General features: G+C 63.1%; 20 protein-coding genes. 15 read left to right on the top strand and 5 right to left on the bottom strand.

Annotated elements, in window-relative coordinates:
• Positions 1-8: 8 nt before the first annotated feature.
• Complete coding sequence (locus ACZ881_RS18555) at positions 9-758, bottom strand: ABC transporter ATP-binding protein (RefSeq protein WP_476117554.1); 750 nt, start codon at positions 756-758, stop codon at positions 9-11.
• A 501-nt stretch (positions 759-1,259) separates the two neighbouring features.
• Between ACZ881_RS18555 and ACZ881_RS18550 the strand changes: the two genes are divergently transcribed.
• Positions 1,260-3,071, top strand: a complete 1,812-nt coding sequence (locus tag ACZ881_RS18550; protein ID WP_474662171.1) for a proline--tRNA ligase — start codon at positions 1,260-1,262, stop codon at positions 3,069-3,071.
• Positions 3,068-3,865: a sulfite exporter TauE/SafE family protein gene (locus ACZ881_RS18545; RefSeq protein ID WP_476117553.1), complete on the top strand. Its 798-nt coding sequence runs from the start codon at positions 3,068-3,070 to the stop codon at positions 3,863-3,865. The genes ACZ881_RS18550 and ACZ881_RS18545 overlap by 4 nt, the downstream gene beginning before the upstream one ends.
• Before the next feature lie 28 nt (positions 3,866-3,893).
• Here ACZ881_RS18545 and ACZ881_RS18540 read toward each other — a convergent pair whose 3' ends face one another.
• The 3 genes from ACZ881_RS18540 to ACZ881_RS18530 are packed head-to-tail and all read right to left on the bottom strand — an operon-like array spanning position 3,894 to position 6,921.
• The gene (locus ACZ881_RS18540) at positions 3,894-4,922 is read right to left on the bottom strand and encodes an aminoglycoside phosphotransferase family protein (protein ID WP_476117552.1); all 1,029 of its coding nucleotides are present in this window, start codon (positions 4,920-4,922) and stop codon (positions 3,894-3,896) included.
• Between the two features lie 34 nt (positions 4,923-4,956).
• A complete protein-coding gene (locus ACZ881_RS18535; RefSeq protein ID WP_476117551.1) occupies positions 4,957-5,685 on the bottom strand; it encodes a VIT1/CCC1 transporter family protein in 729 nt (242 codons plus the stop codon).
• Positions 5,686-5,736: 51 nt separating this feature from the next.
• Positions 5,737-6,921, bottom strand: coding sequence for a DUF4439 domain-containing protein (locus ACZ881_RS18530; protein ID WP_476117550.1), 1,185 nt, complete (start codon positions 6,919-6,921; stop codon positions 5,737-5,739).
• A gap of 30 nt (positions 6,922-6,951) precedes the next feature.
• Between ACZ881_RS18530 and ACZ881_RS18525 the strand changes: the two genes are divergently transcribed.
• From ACZ881_RS18525 to ACZ881_RS18500, 6 genes are all read left to right on the top strand, one after another.
• On the top strand, positions 6,952-7,563 hold the full coding sequence (locus ACZ881_RS18525) for a ribosome maturation factor RimP (protein ID WP_476117549.1): 612 nt from the start codon (positions 6,952-6,954) through the stop codon (positions 7,561-7,563).
• Positions 7,563-8,543: a transcription termination factor NusA gene (nusA, locus tag ACZ881_RS18520; protein WP_091466435.1), complete on the top strand. Its 981-nt coding sequence runs from the start codon at positions 7,563-7,565 to the stop codon at positions 8,541-8,543. The genes ACZ881_RS18525 and nusA overlap by 1 nt, the downstream gene beginning before the upstream one ends.
• Positions 8,544-8,739: 196 nt before the next feature.
• Positions 8,740-9,081 (top strand): YlxR family protein, encoded by a 342-nt coding sequence (locus ACZ881_RS18515; RefSeq protein ID WP_476117548.1) that lies wholly within the window; start codon positions 8,740-8,742, stop codon positions 9,079-9,081.
• A 152-nt stretch (positions 9,082-9,233) separates the two neighbouring features.
• Positions 9,234-12,119: a translation initiation factor IF-2 gene (infB, locus tag ACZ881_RS18510; RefSeq protein WP_091466438.1), complete on the top strand. Its 2,886-nt coding sequence runs from the start codon at positions 9,234-9,236 to the stop codon at positions 12,117-12,119.
• Positions 12,120-12,196: 77 nt separating this feature from the next.
• Positions 12,197-12,700, top strand: a complete 504-nt coding sequence (gene rbfA, locus ACZ881_RS18505; protein WP_474662174.1) for a 30S ribosome-binding factor RbfA — start codon at positions 12,197-12,199, stop codon at positions 12,698-12,700.
• A 75-nt stretch (positions 12,701-12,775) separates the two neighbouring features.
• Positions 12,776-13,258, top strand: a complete 483-nt coding sequence (locus ACZ881_RS18500; protein WP_243836733.1) for a nucleoside deaminase — start codon at positions 12,776-12,778, stop codon at positions 13,256-13,258.
• 24 nt (positions 13,259-13,282) lie between these two features.
• Here the strand turns inward: ACZ881_RS18500 and ACZ881_RS18495 are convergent, their stop codons facing one another.
• Entirely contained in the window at positions 13,283-14,437 is a 1,155-nt protein-coding gene (locus tag ACZ881_RS18495) for a pyridoxal phosphate-dependent aminotransferase (RefSeq protein ID WP_476117547.1), read from the bottom strand.
• 34 nt (positions 14,438-14,471) lie between these two features.
• Here ACZ881_RS18495 and truB point away from each other — a divergent pair, with 34 nt between their 5' ends.
• The 7 genes from truB to ACZ881_RS18460 all read left to right on the top strand — a co-directional run bounded on the left by truB (position 14,472) and on the right by ACZ881_RS18460 (position 21,624).
• A complete protein-coding gene (gene truB, locus ACZ881_RS18490; RefSeq protein WP_476117546.1) occupies positions 14,472-15,395 on the top strand; it encodes a tRNA pseudouridine(55) synthase TruB in 924 nt (307 codons plus the stop codon).
• 2 nt (positions 15,396-15,397) lie between these two features.
• Complete coding sequence (locus tag ACZ881_RS18485) at positions 15,398-15,751, top strand: hypothetical protein (protein ID WP_091466448.1); 354 nt, start codon at positions 15,398-15,400, stop codon at positions 15,749-15,751.
• A gap of 2 nt (positions 15,752-15,753) precedes the next feature.
• Positions 15,754-16,206, top strand: coding sequence for a hypothetical protein (locus ACZ881_RS18480; protein ID WP_476117545.1), 453 nt, complete (start codon positions 15,754-15,756; stop codon positions 16,204-16,206).
• An 89-nt stretch (positions 16,207-16,295) separates the two neighbouring features.
• A complete protein-coding gene (locus ACZ881_RS18475) occupies positions 16,296-17,279 on the top strand; it encodes a bifunctional riboflavin kinase/FAD synthetase (RefSeq protein ID WP_476117544.1) in 984 nt (327 codons plus the stop codon).
• A 159-nt stretch (positions 17,280-17,438) separates the two neighbouring features.
• Positions 17,439-17,708, top strand: coding sequence for a 30S ribosomal protein S15 (gene rpsO, locus ACZ881_RS18470; protein WP_017198030.1), 270 nt, complete (start codon positions 17,439-17,441; stop codon positions 17,706-17,708).
• Positions 17,709-17,946: 238 nt separating this feature from the next.
• Complete coding sequence (locus ACZ881_RS18465; RefSeq protein ID WP_091466454.1) at positions 17,947-20,199, top strand: polyribonucleotide nucleotidyltransferase; 2,253 nt, start codon at positions 17,947-17,949, stop codon at positions 20,197-20,199.
• Between the two features lie 81 nt (positions 20,200-20,280).
• Positions 20,281-21,624 (top strand): M16 family metallopeptidase, encoded by a 1,344-nt coding sequence (locus tag ACZ881_RS18460; protein ID WP_476117543.1) that lies wholly within the window; start codon positions 20,281-20,283, stop codon positions 21,622-21,624.
• Positions 21,625-21,647: the final 23 nt, after the last annotated feature.

Genomic DNA, 21,647 nt, shown 5'->3' with positions numbered 1-21,647 from the left:
GCGGAGATTCACGGGGTCACCTGGCTCTCTTCCTGGCCACGATCGGCGGCTTTGATGATGGTAAGAAACGCCCGCTCAAGATCTTCGCTCCTGCCGCGTTCGGCCAGCTCCGCGGGAGTCAGTTGCGCCAGGAGCAGGCCATCGCGCAGCAGCAGCAGTGACGAGCAGTGGGATGCTTCCTCCATGACGTGGCTGGACACCAGCAGGGTGGTTCCGCCGGCAGCCATGGCGGCGAAACGCTCCCACAACTCGGCACGGAGTACGGGATCCAGCCCCACAGTGGGCTCGTCCAGGATCAGGAGCCGCGGATGGGCCACCAGCGCACAAGCAAGGGACACCCGGCTGAATTGCCCGCCGGACAGGTCCGCCGCCTTCTGGCGGGCAAACTCCTGAAGCCCGACGGCGGCAATTGCCTCCGCGGCGTCAGCCGCCGTTGCGCCGTGCATGGCTCCGAAATACCGGACGTTCGCTTCGACGCTGAGGTCTCCATAAACGCTCGCGCCTTGGGTGACGTATCCGACGTCGTGCCTGAGCGGTGCGCTGCCTGCCGGCTGGCCGAGGACGGTAACGGTTCCCCGAGTGATTCGCTGGACGCCGACGATTGCCCTCATGAGCGTCGTTTTGCCGCTGCCGGAAGGGCCCAGAAGCCCGGTGATGCGACCGGCGTCAACCGTGAAGTCCAGGCCTCGCAGGATCTTGGTGCGTGAACGGGAGACATGAAGTCCGGTCGCCTCGACGGCCGATGGTGCGGGTGTCATGCGGGCCTCCGATGGCTCCATTAATTCACCAACTGATGAATTAAAATTAGATCCAGCGAAGATGCAGGTCAAGGGGCCCGCCAGCGAAGGCAGTCCTTGAAAATGTGTCTGCTATCACATAGGTTCTTCCCAAGCCGTGTCGTTGGGGTGCGGGTGGTACAGGGGGAATCATGACCAAGACCTTGAAGGGCGCCATCGGCGGCCGTGCCATCCGTGTTTTCGGCAGTGACCAATGCCTCCCAGCCGCAGCCGATCCCGTTCCGCTGGAGGGAACGGCGATCTAGTCCCAGGACAGAGTCTGCGGCCGGCCGGCCGCTGAGCCACGCCATCGCAGGATGACCAGCCGGTTGCGGCCAGGGGCTTCCAAACGCGACGGCGTGGCTCTTCTGTGTTCAGGCTGCCCGAACGTCATGCGGCCCGGTTCAAGCGGCCCCGCCGTCAGCCGGTAGATTAGTAGGCAGTTGTTTTTGCCACATCTGCCATAGAAACGGATACGTACCCGTGGTCCTTCGCCTTTCCCAGCTGTTCCTGCGCACCCTGCGTGAAGATCCCGTCGACGCCGAGGTCGCAAGCCACAAGCTCCTGGTGCGCGCCGGCTACATCCGCCGCGCTGCACCCGGTATCTACACGTGGCTGCCGCTGGGGCTGAGCGTCCTGCGGAAGGTGGAGGAGATCATCCGCCAGGAGATGTCCGCCATTGGTGCCCAGGAAGTCCACTTCCCTGCGCTGCTTCCCCGCGAGCCCTATGAGGCCACCAACCGTTGGACCGAATACGGCGAGGGCCTGTTCCGCCTCCAGGACCGCAAGGGTGCGGACTACCTCCTTGCCCCCACGCACGAGGAAATGTTCACGCTCTTGGTCAAGGATCTGTACTCCTCGTACAAGGACCTGCCGCTGAGCCTCTACCAGATCCAGAACAAGTACCGCGATGAAGCGCGTCCGCGGGCAGGACTCCTCCGTGGCCGCGAGTTCATCATGAAGGACTCCTACTCCTTCGACATTGACGACGCCGGCTTGGACGCAAGCTACGCCGCCCACCGCGGTGCCTACCTGAGGATCTTTGCGCGCCTGGGCCTGGAAGTCATTCCTGTTGCCGCCACCGCTGGTGCCATGGGTGGCTCCAAGAGCGAGGAATTCCTGTTCCCCACCGAGATCGGCGAGGATACGTTCGTACGCTCGGCCGGCGGCTACTACGCCAACGTTGAAGCCGTGACCACCGTGGTTCCGGACGATATCGACTTCACCAACGCTCCGGCCGCTGAGGTCCTGGATACCCCGAACACCCCCACCATCGATACTTTGGTGGACGCCGCCAACCAGCTCGCTCCCCGAAGCGAGGCCGACGGCGGCGCCTGGACTGCCGCTGATACGCTCAAGAATGTTGTCCTTGCCGTCACGCTGCCCACGGGTGAGCGCCAGATCGTGGTTATCGGCGTTCCTGGCGACCGCGGCGTAGACCTCAAGCGCGTGGAAGCCAACATCGGATCCCACCTGCCCATCGCCGGTGAAATCGGCCTCGAGGCTGCCAACGAAGAGGACCTCAAGAAGCTGCCGTGGCTGGTCAAGGGCTACATCGGACCGGGACTGTCCCTCGACGAACCCGTCCTTGGCCTTGAAGGGTCCTCCAAGGTGCTCTTCCTTGTGGATCCCCGCGTTGTCTCCGGCACCAGCTGGGTGACCGGTGCCAACGCTGACGGCAAGCACGTCTTCGGGTTGGTCGCCGGCCGCGACTTCACATGGGACGGCGTCATTGAGAGCACTGACGTGCGTGCGGGCGATCCCGCCCCGGACGGTTCCGGACCGCTGGAAACCGCGCGTGGCATCGAAATGGGCCACATCTTCCAGCTCGGTCGTAAGTATGCCGAGGCCCTGGATCTGAAGGTCCTGGATCAGAACGGCAAGCAGCAGGTTGTCACCATGGGCTCCTACGGCGTTGGCGTGACGCGTGCTGTCGCGGCGCTGGCCGAAGCAAACCATGACGACCGCGGCCTCGTATGGCCGCGCTCCGTGGCTCCGGCAGATGTGCATGTCGTGGCAGTCGGCCGTGGCGATGAGATCTTCGAAACCGCTGAAAGGCTCTCGGCTGAGCTCGAAGCTGCCGGCTTGGACGTCATTTTCGACGACCGCCCGAAGGTATCTCCCGGCGTGAAGTTCGGTGACGCCGAACTCGTAGGTGTGCCAACCATCCTGGCCGTTGGCCGCGGGCTGGTAGACGGTGTGGTTGAAATCAAGGACCGCCGCAGCGGCGAAGCCGAGAACATTTCGGTGGACAAAGCCGTGGATTACGTGGTCAACGCTGTACGAACCCGGTGATTTCCGGCTTCGAATCGTTCCAGCTCACCACACTCATCCTGATTGTGGTGGCCGGATTCGCGGCAGGCTGGGTTGACGCCGTAGTTGGGGGCGGGGGACTGATACAGCTCCCCGCCCTGCTGCTGGTCCCCGGCATCACGCCGGTCCAGGCCTTGGCCACGAACAAGATGGGCTCCATCTTCGGGACCACCACAAGCGCGGTCACCTACTATCGCCGCGTCGGCCCGGATCTCAAGACCGCGATCCCCATGGCGGTCATCGCACTCGCCGGGAGCTTCGGCGGGGCCATCCTTGCTGCGTCTCTTCCGGCCAGCGTCTTCAAACCGATCATTGTGGTGGCGCTGATCGCCGTCGCTGTTTTCACGGCCTTGCGTCCCGGCGCCGGTGAACTGACAGCGCTCCGCCACGATGGCCATAAGCATTACGTGGTGGCCTGCCTTATTGGCGGCGTCATCGGCTTTTATGACGGTCTGATCGGCCCCGGCACTGGCTCGTTCCTGGTGATTGCCCTCGTTTCGGCGATGGGTTACGCCTTCCTCGAGGCCAGTGCCAAGGCGAAAATCGTCAACATGGCCACCAATGCCGGAGCCTTGATCTTCTTCCTCCCGCACGGCTCATTGCTCTGGGGCGTGGGACTGGTCCTGGGCCTGGCAAACATGGCGGGGGGCTATCTCGGGGCCAGAACCGCCGTTGCGAAGGGAAGTAAGTTCGTGCGCCTCGTTTTCCTGGTGGTGGTGGCGGCGCTGATCATCAAACTTGGCATGGACGTCTGGAATGAGAACTTCGCAGCGTAGAAGCGCTGCGCATGGCAGGACCTTGGGATCAGGCCGCTTCGCCGGGATCGGGGAGATCATGGGCCGATGGCAAGGTGTCCAGTGTGCTGCCGGCGAGGGTGCTGGCGACCCATAGGGAGCGGGCAAGGTCACCGCCGTGAGGTACAGAACGCTTTGCGGCATACCACAAAGCGTTTTGCACCTCTCGGGCGATGCTCCATTGCCGGGCAACCTCAGGGTCCAATCCAGCCGCTTGGCTGAAGTCATGGCACCGCTCCAGCAACCCGGCCTCCGGGTCGGCCCGCGGAAGGTCGTGGATGCGGTTCCACAGGATGGGGGCGACGGCGAACTCCGCTTCGCCTATCTGTGGTTGGGGATCTATGGCCAGATAATCTCCGCGGAGGGAAAGTCTTTCGGCAGTTGTGGTGGCAAGGATATTCATGAAGTGAAGGTCAGTGTGCACCAGGACATCCGTGCCGGAACGGCGACCCACGGCTCCACGCGTCTGGCACACCTCCAGTGCCGCTTCAAGGAGCCACCTCGGGAAGGGGCGGTCAAGACGCTCCCATTCTGCAGGGAGCTCATCGCTCCACCGCTCGGCGGTTGCCGCAACATGGTCGAAAGCCCGCCACTCAAGTCGGTCATCGGGCTGGATCGAGAGCTCGCGCATGATGGTGCCCCATACGTCCCTGGCTTCGTCCAACGGGGCGTTCTGGAGCCAGCGTGAGGCGTCCAGGCGTTCAAGCAACATGGAGCAACTTGCGTCGTCGGACGCCAGGAGGCGAACCGCGCCGCGGCCATTCCAAAGCGCCAGCGCGTGGCGCTCCACCAGAGCTTCTTCATGGGGGAAAGCGATCTTCAGTGCTGCGGGTGCGCCGCTCTGAAGAACAGGCACCACCAAGGCTCCGTGACCGTTCCAGGGCTCAGTGCCTGGCGCCAGGTCCACTGATAGCTGCCAGCGGTCCAAAGCGGCCGCGATAAGCCCCGGGAGGCTGGCCAGCCAATCCCTGCCCGCGGAGTCGCGGTTGTACCGGGCGTGGAGGTCGCCCGGAATGGGAATCATCGCGTGAAGGGTCACGCCAACAGCCTAACTCCGAGTCAACGCGAGCCTCCTAGAAAACGCCGCTCGCGCCCAACAGGGTTCCGATCGAGTATGTAGCGGCCAGCGCCAAAGCACCGCCGAGCACTACCCGGACTGCCGCGCGGAAGCGGGAAGCGCTGCCTATCCAAGCACCAACGGCGCCGGTGATTGCCAAGGCCAGGAGAACTGCGATGAACGTCAAAGGGACCCGCAACTCCGGGGGAGGAAGCAGGATGGCCAACAGAGGTAGCACCGCTCCCAAGATGAATGCCACGGCAGAAGCCAGGGCTGCGTTCCAAGGACTGACGATGTCGTCTTCATTGATATTCAGCTCGGCCGAGAGGTGGGCGGCCAACGCGTCGTGTTCGGTCAGTTCCTGCGCAACGGCCCGGGCTGTCTTGGTGCTGAGCCCCTTGGCCTCGTAGATCGCTGCCAGCTCATCGAGTTCATCCTCCGGTTGCTCCGCCAGTTCTCGTTTTTCTTTTTCGATCAACGCTTTTTGGGTGTCGCTTTGGCTGCTGACTGACACGTATTCACCCAAAGCCATGGAGATGGCGCCACCCACCAAGCCGGCGGTGCCTGCGGCGAGGATGCTGCCAGTGCTGGTCGTGGCGCCTGCTACGCCTACCACAATCGCGGCGACGGACACGATGCCGTCATTGGCACCCAGGACTCCTGCCCGCAACCAGTTCAACCGGTGGGCCAGATCGTCGCGGTGAGGTTCGTTCTCGTGCGTGGTGGCAGTTTCTGTGGAAGCCATGCATCAAGCCAAGCACTGGCAGTCCGCCCTGACCAGCATGGCTAGGCTGGCCTATCCGCCGTTGGAAGTGGAAGTGGAAGTGGAAGTGGGTGTAGTGGTGGGCGTCGGCAGGGAAGGCAGCTCGCCGGCGTCGAGCATGAGTCCCGGCAACGCAGGCAGGGGCGCGCCCCAGGCAGCGCTCCTCCGGGCAGCGGCCAGGAGGCCGTCAACGGCCCACGTCCGGGTCTCGTCCGTAGACAGGGCAACCAGGTCACCGAGGCGAGGCAGGGAAGCAAGTTCAACGGAACCCAGGAAAGCGGCCGGGTCTTGGGCGAATTGTTCCGGCAGCTGGTAGCCCGCCTCGCCTGGAGGTGCGTCCGCGCAGTTGGCGCTGGTCAGCGATTCTGCCTGCTGGAGCAGTACCTCGTGCATTTGCAAGTACTTGGCAGCAGCCGCCGAGTTCGAAGCGTCCAGCCGCTTCAGCGCCACCTGGTAAACGTAGATCGCTTCCTGCTGCGAGCGAACCACCGCAGCCAGAGCGGTGTCGGTAGTGGCGGAGGCCGGCTCCGGGGTGGGGCTGGCTGACGGACAGGACGCCGCAAGGGGCGTTGCCGCAGGAGCTTTGGTGCCTGCTGCTGTTGGCTGCTGTGGCATCGGTAGCTGCCACTTCGCAGCCAGCCTTTCCGCCTGAAGCAGTTGCGCGGTTCCGACGGCGGCGAGCAGGCGGGCGATCCCGCCGTCGGCTTCGCGGGCGTCGTCGAGTCGCTTCCGGCCGCTTCCGGCCAACCCGGCCAGGAAAGAGGTGCGGCTGGTTGGTGTGGCTGCACTTTCCTGATCAGCAGTGGCTGAACCGCCGGATGGCGTGGCGCGCGGCGCAGCGGCGTGAGGGCCCTGCAAGGCCTGCGCATGGGTTGTCAGCAAAGTCACAGCGTTGCCGAGCGTGGAATTTCCGGTATCAGGAGCCGGCATGTCCGCCAGCTTGGCGGCCGATTCCCGCAGCAGGAGCGTGTCCTCCAGCGCCACGACGCGGGCCATTTCGGAGAAGGGAACCGCCGGGGGAGTGCCGGAATCACGCGGAATAAGTACCATTCCGGTGCCCGCAACAAGCAGCGCCACCACGGCAACCAGCAAAACCCGGCCCCAGGGTGGTGTTCGTCTTTTTTCGCTTGTCTGCCCGTTCACAACAGACCATGGTGTCACGTGGGCAGGGAAGTCCGTGCACCATGTTCCCGGGAAAATCGTTAGGCTAGTAGTCACAACAACATCTATCGGGAGGCGGCGGGCAACGTGAGTGACTCGGAAGCCACGACTTCAACAGACCGTTCTGAATCGAACTCAGCGGCCACCATCCACAACCCGGAAGAGAGCAGGCTTAGGGCGCTGCTTGAACCGGCCGTCCTTGCCAGCAGGCTCTACCTCGAGGATGTTTCCATCCACGTTGCCGGTTCACACCGCACGGTCCACGTCGTCGTGGACCTTCCGCAGGAAGAGACCGGGGGCGTCAGCCTTGACGCCATCGCTGAAGTCTCCCGCGGCCTGTCCGATATTCTGGACAACGATCCCCATGACGACGGCCGTCCGTACGACCTTGAGGTTTCTTCCCCGGGAGTAGGCCGTCCCCTGACAGAGCCGCGTCACTGGCATCGCGCCCGCGGCCGCATGGTCAGGGTCAACGTCATCCAAGGGGATAACCTCCTGGGCCGTATCGCCTCGGTTGGGGATGATGACGTGACGCTCATCCCCGAGCATGAGGTCAAAAAGGGCATGAAGCCCAAGCAGGGCGAACCCATCACTATTCCTTTCGACAGGATCCGCCAAGGAAAAGTCGAGATTGAATTCAGCCACCTCCACGAGGCTGCGCTGGAAGACGAGCACAACGGACCTTCCGAGGAGGCCTAATGGATATTGACATGAGCGCACTGAGACTCCTGGAGCGTGAGCGTGAAATCCCGCTGGATCTCCTGATTCCCACCATCGAGCAGGCGCTGTTGGTGGCGTACCACAAGACGCCCGGCGCCTTCGAAAAGGCCCGCGCAGAACTGGACCGCAAGAGCGGTCACGTGACTATCTGGGCGACGGAAATCGACGACGACGGCGAGCCCATCGGCGAGTTCGAGGACACCCCGGCCGGTTTCGGCCGCATCGCCGCAAGCACCGCGCGCCAGATCATCCTGCAGCGCCTTCGCGACGTGGAAGACGATAACGTGCTGGGCGAGTTCAAGGGCCGTGAAGGCGAGCTTGTGGCCGGCATGATCCAGCAGGGCAACAACCCGCACATGATTCAGGTCAACCTGGGAGCTGTGGAAGCGTTGCTGCCGCCGCCCGAGCAGGTTCCGGGTGAGAAGTACCTCCATGGAAGCCGCTTGCGTGCCTTCGTGGTGGATGTACACCGCGGGGCCAAGGGACCATCCATCACGTTGTCCCGCTCGCACCCCGGCCTGGTCCGGAAGCTGTTCGAAATGGAAGTTCCGGAAATTGCGGACCACTCCGTGGAGATCGTGGCCCTGGCCCGCGAAGCCGGTCACCGCACCAAGATCGCAGTGAAGGCAAACACTCCCGGCGTCAACGCCAAGGGTGCCTGCATCGGTGAAATGGGTTCCCGTGTCCGGGCTGTCATGACCGAACTGAACGACGAGAAGATCGACATCGTGGACTTCAGTGATGACCCCGCGACGTTCATTGCCAACTCGTTGTCGCCGTCGCGAGTGAATTCCGTCACTATCACGGACGAAGCCACCCGCTCCGCCCGCGTGGTTGTGCCTGATTACCAGCTTTCACTGGCGATCGGGAAGGAAGGCCAGAACGCCCGACTCGCAGCCAAGCTGACGGGCTGGCGCATTGATATCGTCTCGGACGCGGCTCCGGCCAAAACGGACTAACGGTTCAACCGGCGGCCGTGCCGCCGGTTCTGCGCCGCGCTGGTGGCTTACTTGGTTTCGGGAGACCGGGGCCGGGGGGCTAGACTAGATGGAACCGGGCTTACGTCCGGTATCCGCGCGCTTTGGCGTGCCTCAGCTGCATGCGCAGGACCGGGGCCCGTCGGGTGCCAGTAGCGTAAGGCAGGTTGGACACGTCGTGGCTGAACTGCTTGAACATGGCCACGGGCCTGTTCGCACGTGCATCGGATGCCGGAAGCAAGGCTCCCGGTCCGAGCTTGTCCGGCTAGTCGCCCAAGGCAGCGGTTCGTCCGCCGTCCTGGTGGATGAACGACGCCGGATGGCCGGCAGGGGTGCGTGGCTGCACCTCAGCGAAAAGTGCTTGGCATTGGCGATCAAGCGGCGAGCTTTCGGAAGGGCCCTTGCGGGTGCATCCGATACACGCGCCGTAGAGAGATACCTGATGTCCGGTACGCCACTTGTGGAGGCCCAGGCCGCCGCAGGAAAACCGTCCAAACCTGAAAGCGGGTCAGAAAACTGATGGAAACCCGATGAGTTCCCAGCGATGAGTGCGTAACGATGACAACTTTGTTGCGCTCTGCAATGGGCCTTTCAATCGCGCAAGCGGCGAAGGCCCGCAGTAAGAAGTAGACGGTTCGTGCCTGGCTCGGTGCGGACCGAGACAGGAGAAATGTGGCCAAGGTCCGCGTACATGAGCTCGCCAAAGAGCTCGGTATTACTTCCAAAGATGCAGTAACCAAACTGCAGGAATTGGGCGAATTCGTTCGCTCCGCCTCGTCAACAATTGAGGCCCCCGTCGTGAAGAAGCTTCGCGACGCCTACCCGGGTGCCGGCGCTGCCAAAGCCGCCGCGCCCGCTGCAGCCCCCAAAGCTCCCGCAGCATCCCGTCCGGCAGCTCCGGCACCGGGTCCTGCAGCGCCGAAGGCTCCGGCCCCGGCACCTGCAGCCCCCGCTCCGGCAGCTCCGGCCGCCACTACACCGGCAGCTCCTGCTGCCACTGCTCCGGCAGCACCCGCGCCGGCAGCCCCTGCGGCTCCTGCCGCATCCACCCCGGTTTCGGCCAAGCCCGGCGCCCGTCCTGCTCCCAAGGCAGAGACTCCGGCTCCGGCACGTCAAGGTGGCCAGGCTCCGCGTCCCGGCGGACCCCGTCCGGGCAACAACCCGTTTGCTACGTCCCAGGGCATGCCCCGGGGCCGTGGTGGCGACGGAGACCGTCCGCCGCGTCCGGGTAACAACCCGTTTGCACCGTCCCAGGGCATGCCCCGGGGCGAACGCCGCAACGATGGCGAACGCCCCGGTGGTCCGCGTCCCGCGGCTGGCGCAGGCGGCCCCCGTCCCGCAGCAGGTACCGGTGGACCCCGTCCGGGCGCTCCGCGTCCCGGTGCACCCCGTCCGGGCGCTCCGCGTCCCGCCGGCGGTCCGGGTGCCGGAAACCGTCCTACCCCGGGCATGATGCCCAACCGCACTGAGCGTCCGGCTCCCGGTGGCGCAGGCCGTCCGGGTGGCGCAGGCCGTCCCGGTGGCGGACCCGGTCGTCCCGGTGGCGCACCTGGTGCAGGCACTGGTGGCGGAGCTCCCGCCGGCGGTGGCTTCGGCAAGGGTGGCCGCGGTCGCGGTGGTACCCAGGGTGCCTTCGGCAAGGGCGGCGCCGGTCGTGGCAAGCAGCGCAAGTCGAAGCGTGCGAAGCGCCAGGAACTGGAGCAGATGAGTGCTCCGTCACTGGGCGGCGTATCAGTACCCCGCGGTGATGGCGAGACCATCATCCGCCTGCGTCGTGGTTCGTCCATCACGGACTTTGCCGAGAAGATTGACGCGAACCCCGCATCGCTGGTGACCGTTCTGTTCCACCTCGGTGAGATGGCAACGGCTACGCAGTCCTTGGACGAAGACACCTTTGGCCTGCTTGGCGCCGAACTCGGCTACAAGCTCCAGGTTGTTTCCCCCGAGGATGAAGAACGCGAGCTGCTGGACCAGTTCGACATCAACATCCAGGACGAACTCGACGCCGAAGGCGACGACGTCCTCGAGGCCCGCGCACCGGTTGTCACCGTCATGGGTCACGTTGACCACGGTAAGACCCGCCTGTTGGATGCCATCCGCAACTCGAACGTTGTGGCCGGCGAGCATGGTGGCATCACCCAGCACATTGGTGCTTACCAGATCAGCCACGTTCACGAGGGCACGGCCCGCGATATCACCTTCATTGACACCCCCGGTCACGAGGCCTTCACGGCCATGCGTGCACGTGGTGCCAAGGTCACCGACATCGCGATCCTGGTTGTGGCAGCCGACGACGGCGTTATGCCGCAGACGGTGGAAGCACTCAACCACGCCCAGGCAGCAAACGTGCCGATCGTCGTCGCCGTGAACAAGATCGACAAGGAAGGCGCCAACCCTGACAAGGTCAAGGGCCAGCTGACCGAGTACGGCCTGGTTCCCGAAGAATACGGTGGCGACACCATGTTCGTTGAGGTCTCTGCCCGCCAGAACCTCAACATCGATGAACTGATCGACGCCGTCCTGTTGACGGCCGATGCCGCACTGGATCTGCGCGCCAACCCGGACAAGGACGCTCGAGGCATTGCCATCGAAGCGAACCTCGACAAGGGCCGCGGTGCCGTTGCTACCGTCCTGGTGCAGTCCGGAACCCTGGCAGTGGGCGACACGATCGTGGCCGGTACGGCTCACGGCCGCGTCCGCGCCATGTTCGACGAGAACGGCGAGGCACTCGATGTCGCACTGCCGTCTCGCCCGGTCCAGGTCCTCGGCCTGTCCAACGTGCCGCGCGCAGGTGACACCTTCCTGGTGACCCCTGACGAGCGTACGGCCCGCCAGATCGCTGAGAAGCGTGAAGCTGCCGACCGCAACGCTGCACTGGCCAAGCGTCGCAAGCGCATCAGCCTGGAAGACTTCGACCAGGCCGTTGCCGAAGGCAAGATCGACACCCTCAACCTCATCCTCAAGGGTGACGTGTCCGGTGCCGTGGAAGCCCTCGAAGACGCCTTGCTCAAGATCGACGTCGGAGACGACGACGTTCAGCTTCGTGTCATCCACCGCGGTGTGGGTGCCATCACGCAGAACGACGTCAACCTCGCCACGGTGGACAACGCCATCATTATCGGCTTCAACGTCAAGCCGGCCGAGCGTGTTGCTGAACTGGCTGACCGTGAAGGCGTGGACATGCGCTTCTACTCGGTTATCTACGCAGCAATCGATGACATCGAGATGGCCCTTAAGGGCATGCTCAAGCCGGAATACGAAGAAGTCCAGCTCGGTACTGCCGAGGTTCGCGAAGTCTTCCGTTCTTCCAAGTTCGGAAACATCGCCGGCTCGATCGTCCGCACGGGCATCATCCGCCGTAACACCAAGGCACGTGTCAGCCGCGACGGCAAGGTCATCGGTGACAACCTCACCGTTGAGACGCTCAAGCGCTTCAAGGATGACGCCACCGAAGTCCGCACCGACTTCGAGTGTGGTATCGGTCTTGGCTCCTTCAATGACATCACTGAAGGCGACATCATCGAGACCTTCGAAATGCGCGAAAAGCCGCGTAGCTAGGTTCCGTTTGGAACGGGTCCGTCGGGTAGCCCCGGCGGACCCGTTCCTTCCCCTTTTCTACTTACCAGGAGGAAGTCATGGCTGATCCCGCACGCGCTGCCAAGCTGGCACAGCGGATAAAGGTCGTCGTCGCTGAGGCCCTCGGACGACGGGTCAAGGATCCGCGCGTTGAGTCCATCACGGTCACGGACGCCCGCGTCACCAACGACCTTCAGCACGCCACCATCTACTACACCGTTTTTGGTGACGATGTAGCCCAGGCAGATGCTGCCAGGGCGCTGGAGAAGGCCAAGGGTGTACTGCGCCAGGAAGTCGGCCGCAACATCACTGTTCGCCTCACTCCGACACTCGAGTTCGTGGCTGACCAGATTCCGGTCAATGCCTCGAACCTTGAGGAGCTCCTCCGTGAAGCCAAGCGTCGCGACGCAGAGGTAGCCGCTTTGGCTGCCAGTGCCAAGCACGCAGGCGAGGCAGACCCTTACAAGGGTGAATCTCCGGAGGACGTTGACGAGGACGACTTCGACGAAGAGGACACTGACCTCTCCGGCGATAACGAACTCGACGAAGACGCCAACCGCTAGTTTTTGAGCAACTAATGCCCCTAAGAAGCCTTCTTAGGGGCATTTGCTGTACTCAAACTCGCTATGATCGGGAGCATGTCGCCGCACAGTGCTCAGCAACGTGATGAATACCTGAACCTGGCCATCAAGCTGGCCGTGCAAAACGTTTCCGACGGCGGCGGCCCTTTCGGCGCCGTCGTGGTCGCCCCGGACGGAACCGTCCATGAGGGAGTCAACCGGGTCACGCGGGACCACGATCCCACAGCACATGCCGAAGTGGTGGCAATCCGCCGTGCTGCAGCTGCGACCAAGAGGTTCGACCTCACGGGGTCCGTTCTCTACGCAAGCTGTGAACCATGCCCGCTGTGCTTATCCGCCACGCTCTGGGCCAGGATCGGGCATGTCTATTTCGCGGCAGACCGGCACGGCGCGGCCAGGGCGGGCTTCGACGACGCTGTGTTCTACGAGTATTTCGCAGGCACCAGACCGGAACTGCTGCCCGTGGAGCATGCCGAGTTGGCCGCTTCAGATGAACCCTTCGACGCATGGCGGAACCACGCGCACAGGACGAGCTACTGAGCCCGATACTGGGAAACCGCGCGACTAGACCTTGGCTGGGAGGCGGCTGACGCCGTCGAGCAGGTCTTGTTGACCGCCACAAAGGGCGATCCTGATCCAGCCCTCGCCGATCGAGCCGAATGCCGTACCGGGAGCGAAGGACACTCCGGACTCAGCCAGGAAGGCCCGTACCCAGGCCCTGACATCCCCGCCGCTCAGATGCGAGACGTCGGCCCACAGGTAGAACGCCCCCTGGGCGCCCAGGAACGGAATTCCCTTCTTCGCCAAAACAGCTGAGGCTGCATCCCGGTTACTCCGGTAGTGGTCGCGAGCCTGGGAAACATAGTCCTGGGGTCCTGTCAGCGCGGCCAAGGCGGCGTACTGCGAAGGAGACGCGACGCAGGACACGATTGACTCCATAACGTTGTTCATCTTCGGCTCCAACCCGGGCGGGCAGATCAACGCTCCAATCCGAAGGCCAGTTAGCCCGTAGGTCTTGGACAGTGTCAGGGAAGTGAAGACCCGGGCTTCTCCGGGGATGTTGCTGTCGAAGCGCGCAGGGCTGACATGGGGGACATCGAACGTGAAGGCTTCATAGCACTCGTCGGAGATGATCCAAAGGTCATGGCGAACGGCAAGCTCCACCAGTTGGCGCGTGGATTCTTCGCTGAAGACGGCGCCCAAGGGGTTGGACGGGGAGTTCAACATGAGGACCCGGGTGCTTGGCGTGATGAGGGCCTCGATGTCCTCAATGCGCGGCTGGAAGTCGTTCTGCGGGTATAGCGGATACTGCACCGGCACGGCGTGCAGCAGCCTGCTGGTCATGGCGAAGGTGGGGTAGCCGGGGTTGGGGATGAGAATCTCATCGCCGGGGGAGAGGAGGAGGCTCATGGCGAAGTGCAGTCCCTGTTGGGCGCCGTCCACTACGTACACACGATCCGCGCCGATATCCACGTTTTGCTGTTCCCTGAAGCGGGCGGCAAAGGCTTCACGGAGGGCGGGGATCCCGGCGTTGGGTGTGTAGTTGGTCTCATCCCGATCCAGGCAGTCAATACCGGCGTCGAGGATGTGCCGGGGTAAGGCAAAGCCCGGCTCCCCGATGCTGAGGACGATTGCTCCGGGGGTGGACCACGCAGCTTCGGTGATCTCACGGATCTGGTTCACAGGGACGTCGCGGACATGCGCGGCAAGGTCAGGCATGGGAGCCATCCTAGCCACCCATATACTGGTAAGCGTGCTTTCTGGACTGGTAATCGTTGACAAACCGCAGGGATGGACCAGCCATGATGTGGTTGGCCGGATGCGGCGGCTGGCCGGCACCCGGAAAGTGGGCCATGCGGGCACGCTTGATCCCATGGCAACCGGCGTCCTGGTGCTCGGCATCAACAAGGCCACGCGCCTGCTGACCTACATTGTGGGCACGTCCAAGACGTACACCGCCACTATCAGGCTGGGCGAAACCACCATCACCGACGACGCCGAGGGCGAGGTCACGGAGGCCCGCACCGCAGCGGACATTACTGATGACGCCGTTGCCGTCGGTGTGGCCGCGCTCACCGGGCCCATCCAGCAGGTTCCCAGCAGCGTCAGCGCCATCAAGGTCAACGGCGAACGCTCCTACGCCCGTGTCCGCTCGGGTGAAGAGGTCAAGCTCGCGGCTCGCCCGGTCACAATCCACCGCTTCGATGTCCACTCCATCACCAGGATCGACGGCGGCAGGGTAGTTGACGTCGACGTCACCGTTGAGTGTTCTTCCGGCACGTACATCAGGGCGTTGGCCCGGGACCTCGGCAACGCCTTGGGCGTCGGTGGGCACCTCACAGCCCTGCGCAGGACCAAAGTTGGCCCGTACTCCCTCGATCAAGCGCGCACGCTCGAGGAACTGGCAGAAGAGCTCGAGGTTTTGGAGATGTCCTTGGCAGCACGCTCGCTGATGCCCAACCGGGAGTTGAGCGAGGAAGAAACCACCGAGATATCTTTTGGCCGCCGCATCGCTGCCGGACCGGGAGCAGGAACGCCGGACGCTGCCACGGCCGAAAAGCCTGCCGCCGCGTTCGCGCCGTCGGGGGAGCTCGTGGCATTGCTGGCAGACACGGGCAGCTTCGCTAAACCCGTGCTGGTCTTTGCTCCGGGAACTGGAACAGGGCAGGCAAAATAGGCATGGACGGATACTTTTACGCCATCCTCATCGTTGGACTGGTGTCCACGATCATGTGCGTCGTGGCCGGCTTGATGAAGAAAGCCCCGAATGACCCCACCATCTTTTCCGTGCTCGCCGTCGAGCTTGTACTCGTTGTGTATTTGGTGGGCTCGATCGTCCGCGTTGCCATGGGTGAGCAGATGGCCGGTGAAGCATGGGAGTTCTGGGGCTACCTCATTGTTGCCCTGATGATTCCTTTGGGGGCCGTCTATTGGGCCATCCTTGAACGAACCCGCTGGAGCAACTTCGTCCTTGCGGCGGTGGGCATAACCGCATTGGTGATGGCTGCCCGCATGAACCAGATCTGGTACTGACCATGAAGGAAGAACACAACGTGACTGGAACCGAGACTAATCCGGCGAACCGGCAGGCCGGGCAGAAGGACACCCGGAACACAGGACCCGGACGCTTGCTGATCGCGGTCTACGCCGTGTTCGCGTTGTCCGCGACGGCACGTGCCGGCTACCAGATCGCCACCAAATTCGCCGAAGCTCCGTTGGCGCACATCCTGTCGGCGTTCGCCGCCGTCGTTTACATTGTGGCCACCATCTCGCTCGCAAAGCCGGGCCGTACCTGGTTCAAGGTTTCCTTGGCGGCAGTGCTCGCTGAGCTCGTGGGGGTGCTGGTGGTTGGTGCGATCAGCCTCTTTGATCCTGTTGCTTTCCCGCATGACACTGTGTGGTCCCTCTTTGGCCGCGGTTATGGCTTTGTCCCGCTCGTCCTGCCGATCCTTGGCCTTCTATGGCTCAACAAACGCCGGCCGTCCTGAGTCAAACACCCTAGCGGGTAACCTTAGAATGTTCCGGCGCCGGGAGGTTGCCGGGCGGAACGAACATCTGCAGTAAAAAGGCGAGGTTGATGGTCCACATCTGGAACGATCCCACCGAAGTCCCCAAGGACTTCGGACCTACTGTCGTTACCATCGGGAACTTTGACGGCGTCCATCGTGGCCACCAGCACGTTTTGTCGCAGTTGACCGACACGGCAAAGCGGCACAACATTCCCTCGGTTGCCGTGACGTTTGATCCCCACCCCGCCCAGGTCCACAGGCCGGATTCTGCTCCGGAGCTCATCATGGGGCTTCAGGACAAACTTGAGGCCCTCGGCGATACCGGCGTGGATGCTGTCCTGGTGATGAAGTACACCTTGGACCTCGCTGCGATGACCCCGCTGGAGTTTGTCCGTGAGGTCCTTCTCGACGGACTTCACGCCGCACACCTCGTTGTAGGGCACGACCTCCGCTTCGGTGCCGGCAATGCCGGCGACGTAGTCACCATGCAGGAGCTGGGTGATCAACTCGGTTTCGGGGTGCAGGTTGTCAACGAATACGGCGCGGGAGGCTTTCCGGTCCACGACGACGGCGATACCGACCGCCGCTGTTCCTCCACTTGGGTGAGGGAAGCCTTGTCCGAAGGAGATGTGGTTACTGCTGCCGCAATACTGGGCCGGCCCCACCGCATGCGCGGGGAAGTGGTGCACGGTGCTGCCCGCGGCCGGGATCTTGGTTTCCCGACTGCCAACCTTTCCCATGATTCCACCGGTTATGTCCCGGCGGACGGCATCTATGCGGGGTGGCTGATCGACCAGGCCGGCACGCGCTGGCCCGCCGCCATCTCCGTTGGCTCCAACCCCACGTTCGATGGCGTCAGCCGACAAGTTGAGGCACACGTGATTGACCGTCCTGAAGAGAACGTTGAAGACTTTGACCTCTACGGGCAGACCGTTGCAGTCGAATTTACGCAGCGCCTCCGGGGCATGGTGGCCTACCGGGGGCCGGAAGCGTTGGTCGAACAAATGTGCCTGGACGTAGCCCAGGCGCATGAGCTGTTGACCCGGCACTAGGGGCATTTCGACAACACCGCTGACGTGCCGGTAAACTGATGAGTGGATCCGGCTGCAGTCCGTGGCGGCTGGACCTGTTTTTGTGTGCGGCAACGTACCAAGGACAACCCGTCAGCGAGGCGCTGCACCGGGAGGCACGGCACAACTCTAGGAGTTCACGTGGCACTTGACGCCGCTGTAAAGCAGTCCATCATCAAGGAATACGCAACCTCTGAAGGCGACACCGGTTCGCCCGAGGTTCAGGTTGCAGTCCTGACTCAGCGGATCAAGGATCTGACTGAGCACATGAAGGAGCACAAGCACGACTTCCACACCCAGCGCGGTCTGCTGGCCATGGTTGGTCGTCGCAAGCGCATGCTTTCCTACCTGAAGAACACTGACATCGCCCGCTACCGTGCGCTCATCGAGCGTCTCGGCCTGCGTCGCTAGTCTGCCTTTAGGGGCGGCCCGCTCCTTATCGGAACGGGCCGCCTTCTTTACCAACAACTAAAAACAGGAATCAACCGCATCGCGCATTCGCGGTCCTCGGTAGTGATTCCCGGGAGAAATCGGCGACGATTTGCCCGTGGATCTCGATCGATGACCGGGTGTCGTACAGGCCAGGAATAAAGAAGAGGCCTGGGTTGATGCGGCGGACTTCCGCTAACAGAAACGGAGGTGACTCTCTATGGAGGGTCCCGAAATCCAGTTCTCCGAAGCCATTATCGACAACGGACGTTTCGGCAAGCGAGTTATTCGCTTCGAAACCGGACGCCTTGCCAAGCAGGCAGCCGGCGCCTCGATGGTCTACATCGACGAAGACACCGCACTGCTCTCGGCAACCACTGCAGGCAAGCAGCCGCGCGAAGGTTTCGACTTCTTCCCGCTGACAGTTGATGTCGAAGAGCGTATGTACGCTGCCGGCCGTATCCCGGGTTCGTTCTTCCGCCGCGAAGGCCGCCCCTCCACGGAAGCCATCCTGGCTTGCCGCCTGATGGACCGTCCGCTGCGCCCCGCCTTCGTGAAGGGCCTGCGCAACGAGGTCCAGATCGTGGTTACCGTTCTGGCCATCAACCCTGATGAGCTCTACGACGTCGTCGCCATCAACGCGTCCTCGATGTCCACGCAGCTTTCCGGTCTCCCGTTCTCCGGCCCGATTGGTGGCGTCCGCGTCGCCCTCATCGCCGACGAACAGGGCTCACAGTGGGTCGCCTTCCCCAAGCACTCCCAGCTTGAGAACGCCGTGTTCAACATGGTTGTCGCAGGCCGCATCACCGGTGACGACGTCGCCATCATGATGGTTGAAGCCGAAGCTACGGACAACTCCTGGAACCTCATCAAGGAACAGGGCGCAACCGCTCCTACCGAAGAGGTTGTTTCCGAGGGCCTCGAGGCTGCCAAGCCCTTCATCAAGGCACTCTGTGAAGCACAGGCAGACCTGGCAGCCCGCGCTGCCAAGCCCACGGTTGAGTTCCCGGTCTTCCTGGACTACCAGGACGATGTTTACGCCGCTGTTGAAGCCGCTGCCGCTGACAAGCTGGCAGCTGTTTTCCAGATCGCTGACAAGCAGGACCGCGACAACGCCTCCGACGAGCTCAAGGACGAGGTCCTTGGCGCACTTGCCGGCCAGTTCGAAGGCCGCGAAAAGGAACTGTCCGCAGCTTTCCGCTCGGTCACCAAGCACGTTGTGCGCCAGCGCATCCTCAAGGACCAGGTCCGCATCGACGGCCGTGGCCTGACGGACATCCGCCAGCTGACCGCCGAGGTAGAGGTTCTGCCCCGTGTTCACGGTTCCGCGATCTTCGAGCGCGGCGAAACCCAGATCATGGGCGTCACCACGCTGAACATGCTCAAGATGGAGCAGCAGATCGACTCGTTGTCGCCGGTGACGCGTAAGCGCTACATGCACAACTACAACTTCCCGCCGTACTCCACCGGAGAAACCGGCCGCGTCGGTTCCCCGAAGCGCCGCGAAATTGGCCACGGTGCCCTCGCCGAGCGCGCCTTGGTACCGGTCCTGCCAACGCGTGAAGAGTTCCCGTACGCCATCCGCCAGGTATCCGAGGCCCTCAGCTCCAACGGATCCACGTCCATGGGTTCGGTCTGTGCTTCAACGCTCTCCATGCTCAACGCAGGTGTGCCGCTGAAGGCAGCTGTCGCCGGTATCGCCATGGGCCTGGTTTCCGACCAGGTTGACGGCCAGACCCGCTACGCAGCCCTGACCGACATCCTCGGCGCCGAAGACGCATTCGGTGACATGGACTTCAAGGTTGCGGGTACTTCCGAGTTCGTCACGGCCATCCAGTTGGACACCAAGCTCGACGGCATCCCCGCTTCCGTCCTGGCAGCAGCCCTGAAGCAGGCCCGCGAGGCCCGCCTCCACATCCTTGAGGTCATCAACGCAGCGATCGACACCCCGGACGAGCTCTCCGAGTTCGCGCCGCGCGTCATCGCCGTCAAGATCCCCGTGGACAAGATCGGCGAGGTCATCGGCCCCAAGGGCAAGATGATCAACCAGATCCAGGAAGACACGGGCGCGGACATCTCCATCGAAGATGACGGCACGGTCTACATTGGCGCCACCAACGGTCCGTCCGCAGATGCAGCCCGTTCCGCCATCAACGCCATCGCCAACCCGCAGGTGCCGGAAATCGGCGAGCGCTACTTGGGTACGGTCGTCAAGACCACCACCTTCGGCGCTTTCGTTTCCCTCACTCCGGGCAAGGACGGCCTGCTGCACATCTCCGAGCTCCGCAAGCTGGCCAATGGCAAGCGCGTGGACAACGTTGATGACGTTGTCTCCGTGGGCCAGAAGGTCCAGGTTGAGATCACCAAGATCGACGACCGCGGAAAGCTCTCCCTCTCCCCGGTAGTTGCCGAGGAAGAAGGAGCAGCCTCCGAGGACGCTCCGGCCGAGGCCGCTGAAGAGTCCGCAGAGTAGTCTGTAAGCAGTACACCCGGCAGGGCCGGTGGGCTTGAAAAAGCTCCACCGGCCCTTCCGGCCTTAACCTGAAAGGCCTTAATGACTGTCGTACCCTTGCCGCTGGAGCGAACCCTTCCCGGTGGCGAACTGATCCATGGTGCCGAGGGCGGTTCCGTCGTACGGCGCTCCGTCCTCCCCGGCGGCGTGCGCGTCCTGACCGAGGCAATGCCCGGTCAGCGTTCGGCCACCATCGGGTTCTGGGTGGCAGTGGGTTCACGCGATGAAGCTGACGGCCAGCACGGTTCCACACACTTCCTTGAACACCTGCTGTTCAAGGGCACCAAGAGGCGCACAGCCCTGGAGATCGCTTCCGCCTTTGACGAGGTAGGAGGCGAATCCAATGCGGCCACCGCCAAGGAAAGCACCTGCTACTTCGCCCGGGTCTTGGATACGGACCTTCCCATGGCCATTGATGTCATCGCTGACATGATCACCGGCGCGGTGCTCGATCCTGCGGAATTGGAGCAGGAACGCGACGTCATCCTTGAGGAAATCGCCATGGACAGCGATGACCCCACGGATGTAGCCCACGAGAAATTCGTAGCGGCCGTCCTCGGCAATCACCCGCTGGCGCGGCCAATCGGTGGAACCCCGGATGCCATCAAAGCCGTGGCAAGGGATTCAGTCTGGGCGCACTATCAGCGTTACTACCGCCCGGAGGAACTGGTCATCACCGCGGCCGGCGGCCTCGATCATGACGTCGTCTGCCAGCTCGTCCTTGATGCCCTCAAGGCTGCCGGGTGGCACCTTGACGATGGCGCTGCGCCTGTAGAGCGCCGGGGTACTGACCGGGCAGTCATCACAGGTACATCAGGGCTGCACGTGGTGAAGCGTCCCGTGGAGCAGGCCAACATCATCATGGGTTGCCCCACGATCGTTGCCACGGATGACCGCCGTTTTGTCATGAGCGTACTGAACGCCGTTTTGGGTGGTGGCATGTCCTCCCGCCTGTTCCAGGAAATTCGGGAAAAGCGTGGCCTGGTGTACTCCACGTACTCGTTCACGGCAGCGTATGCGGACGCCGGATACTTCGGTATGTACGCCGGTTGCACGCCTTCCAAGGTTCGCCAGGTATTGGAACTCCTGGGCCTCGAGCTGGATAAGCTCGCCAAGGAAGGCATCACGGACGAAGAGCTTCGGAAGGCTGTAGGTCAACTCAGCGGCGGGATTGTCCTCGCGCTCGAGGACACCGGTTCGCGGATGTCGCGGCTTGGCCGGGCGGAACTGGTGTCCGGTGAGTTCCAGGACATTGACGAGACCCTCGGCCGCATCAAGGCCGTCACGGTGGAGGACGTTCAGGAACTTGCCCGCGAACTCGCAGCGGCGCCCCGCACCATCACCGTTGTTGGTCCCTTCGAAGAAACCGAGACCTTCGGACTTTAGTAGATTCCGTCCGGAATCTCTGG

It is taken from the genome of Paenarthrobacter sp. TE3676 (assembly GCF_056279165.1).
This window is presented reverse-complemented; position numbering and strand designations above follow the sequence as displayed.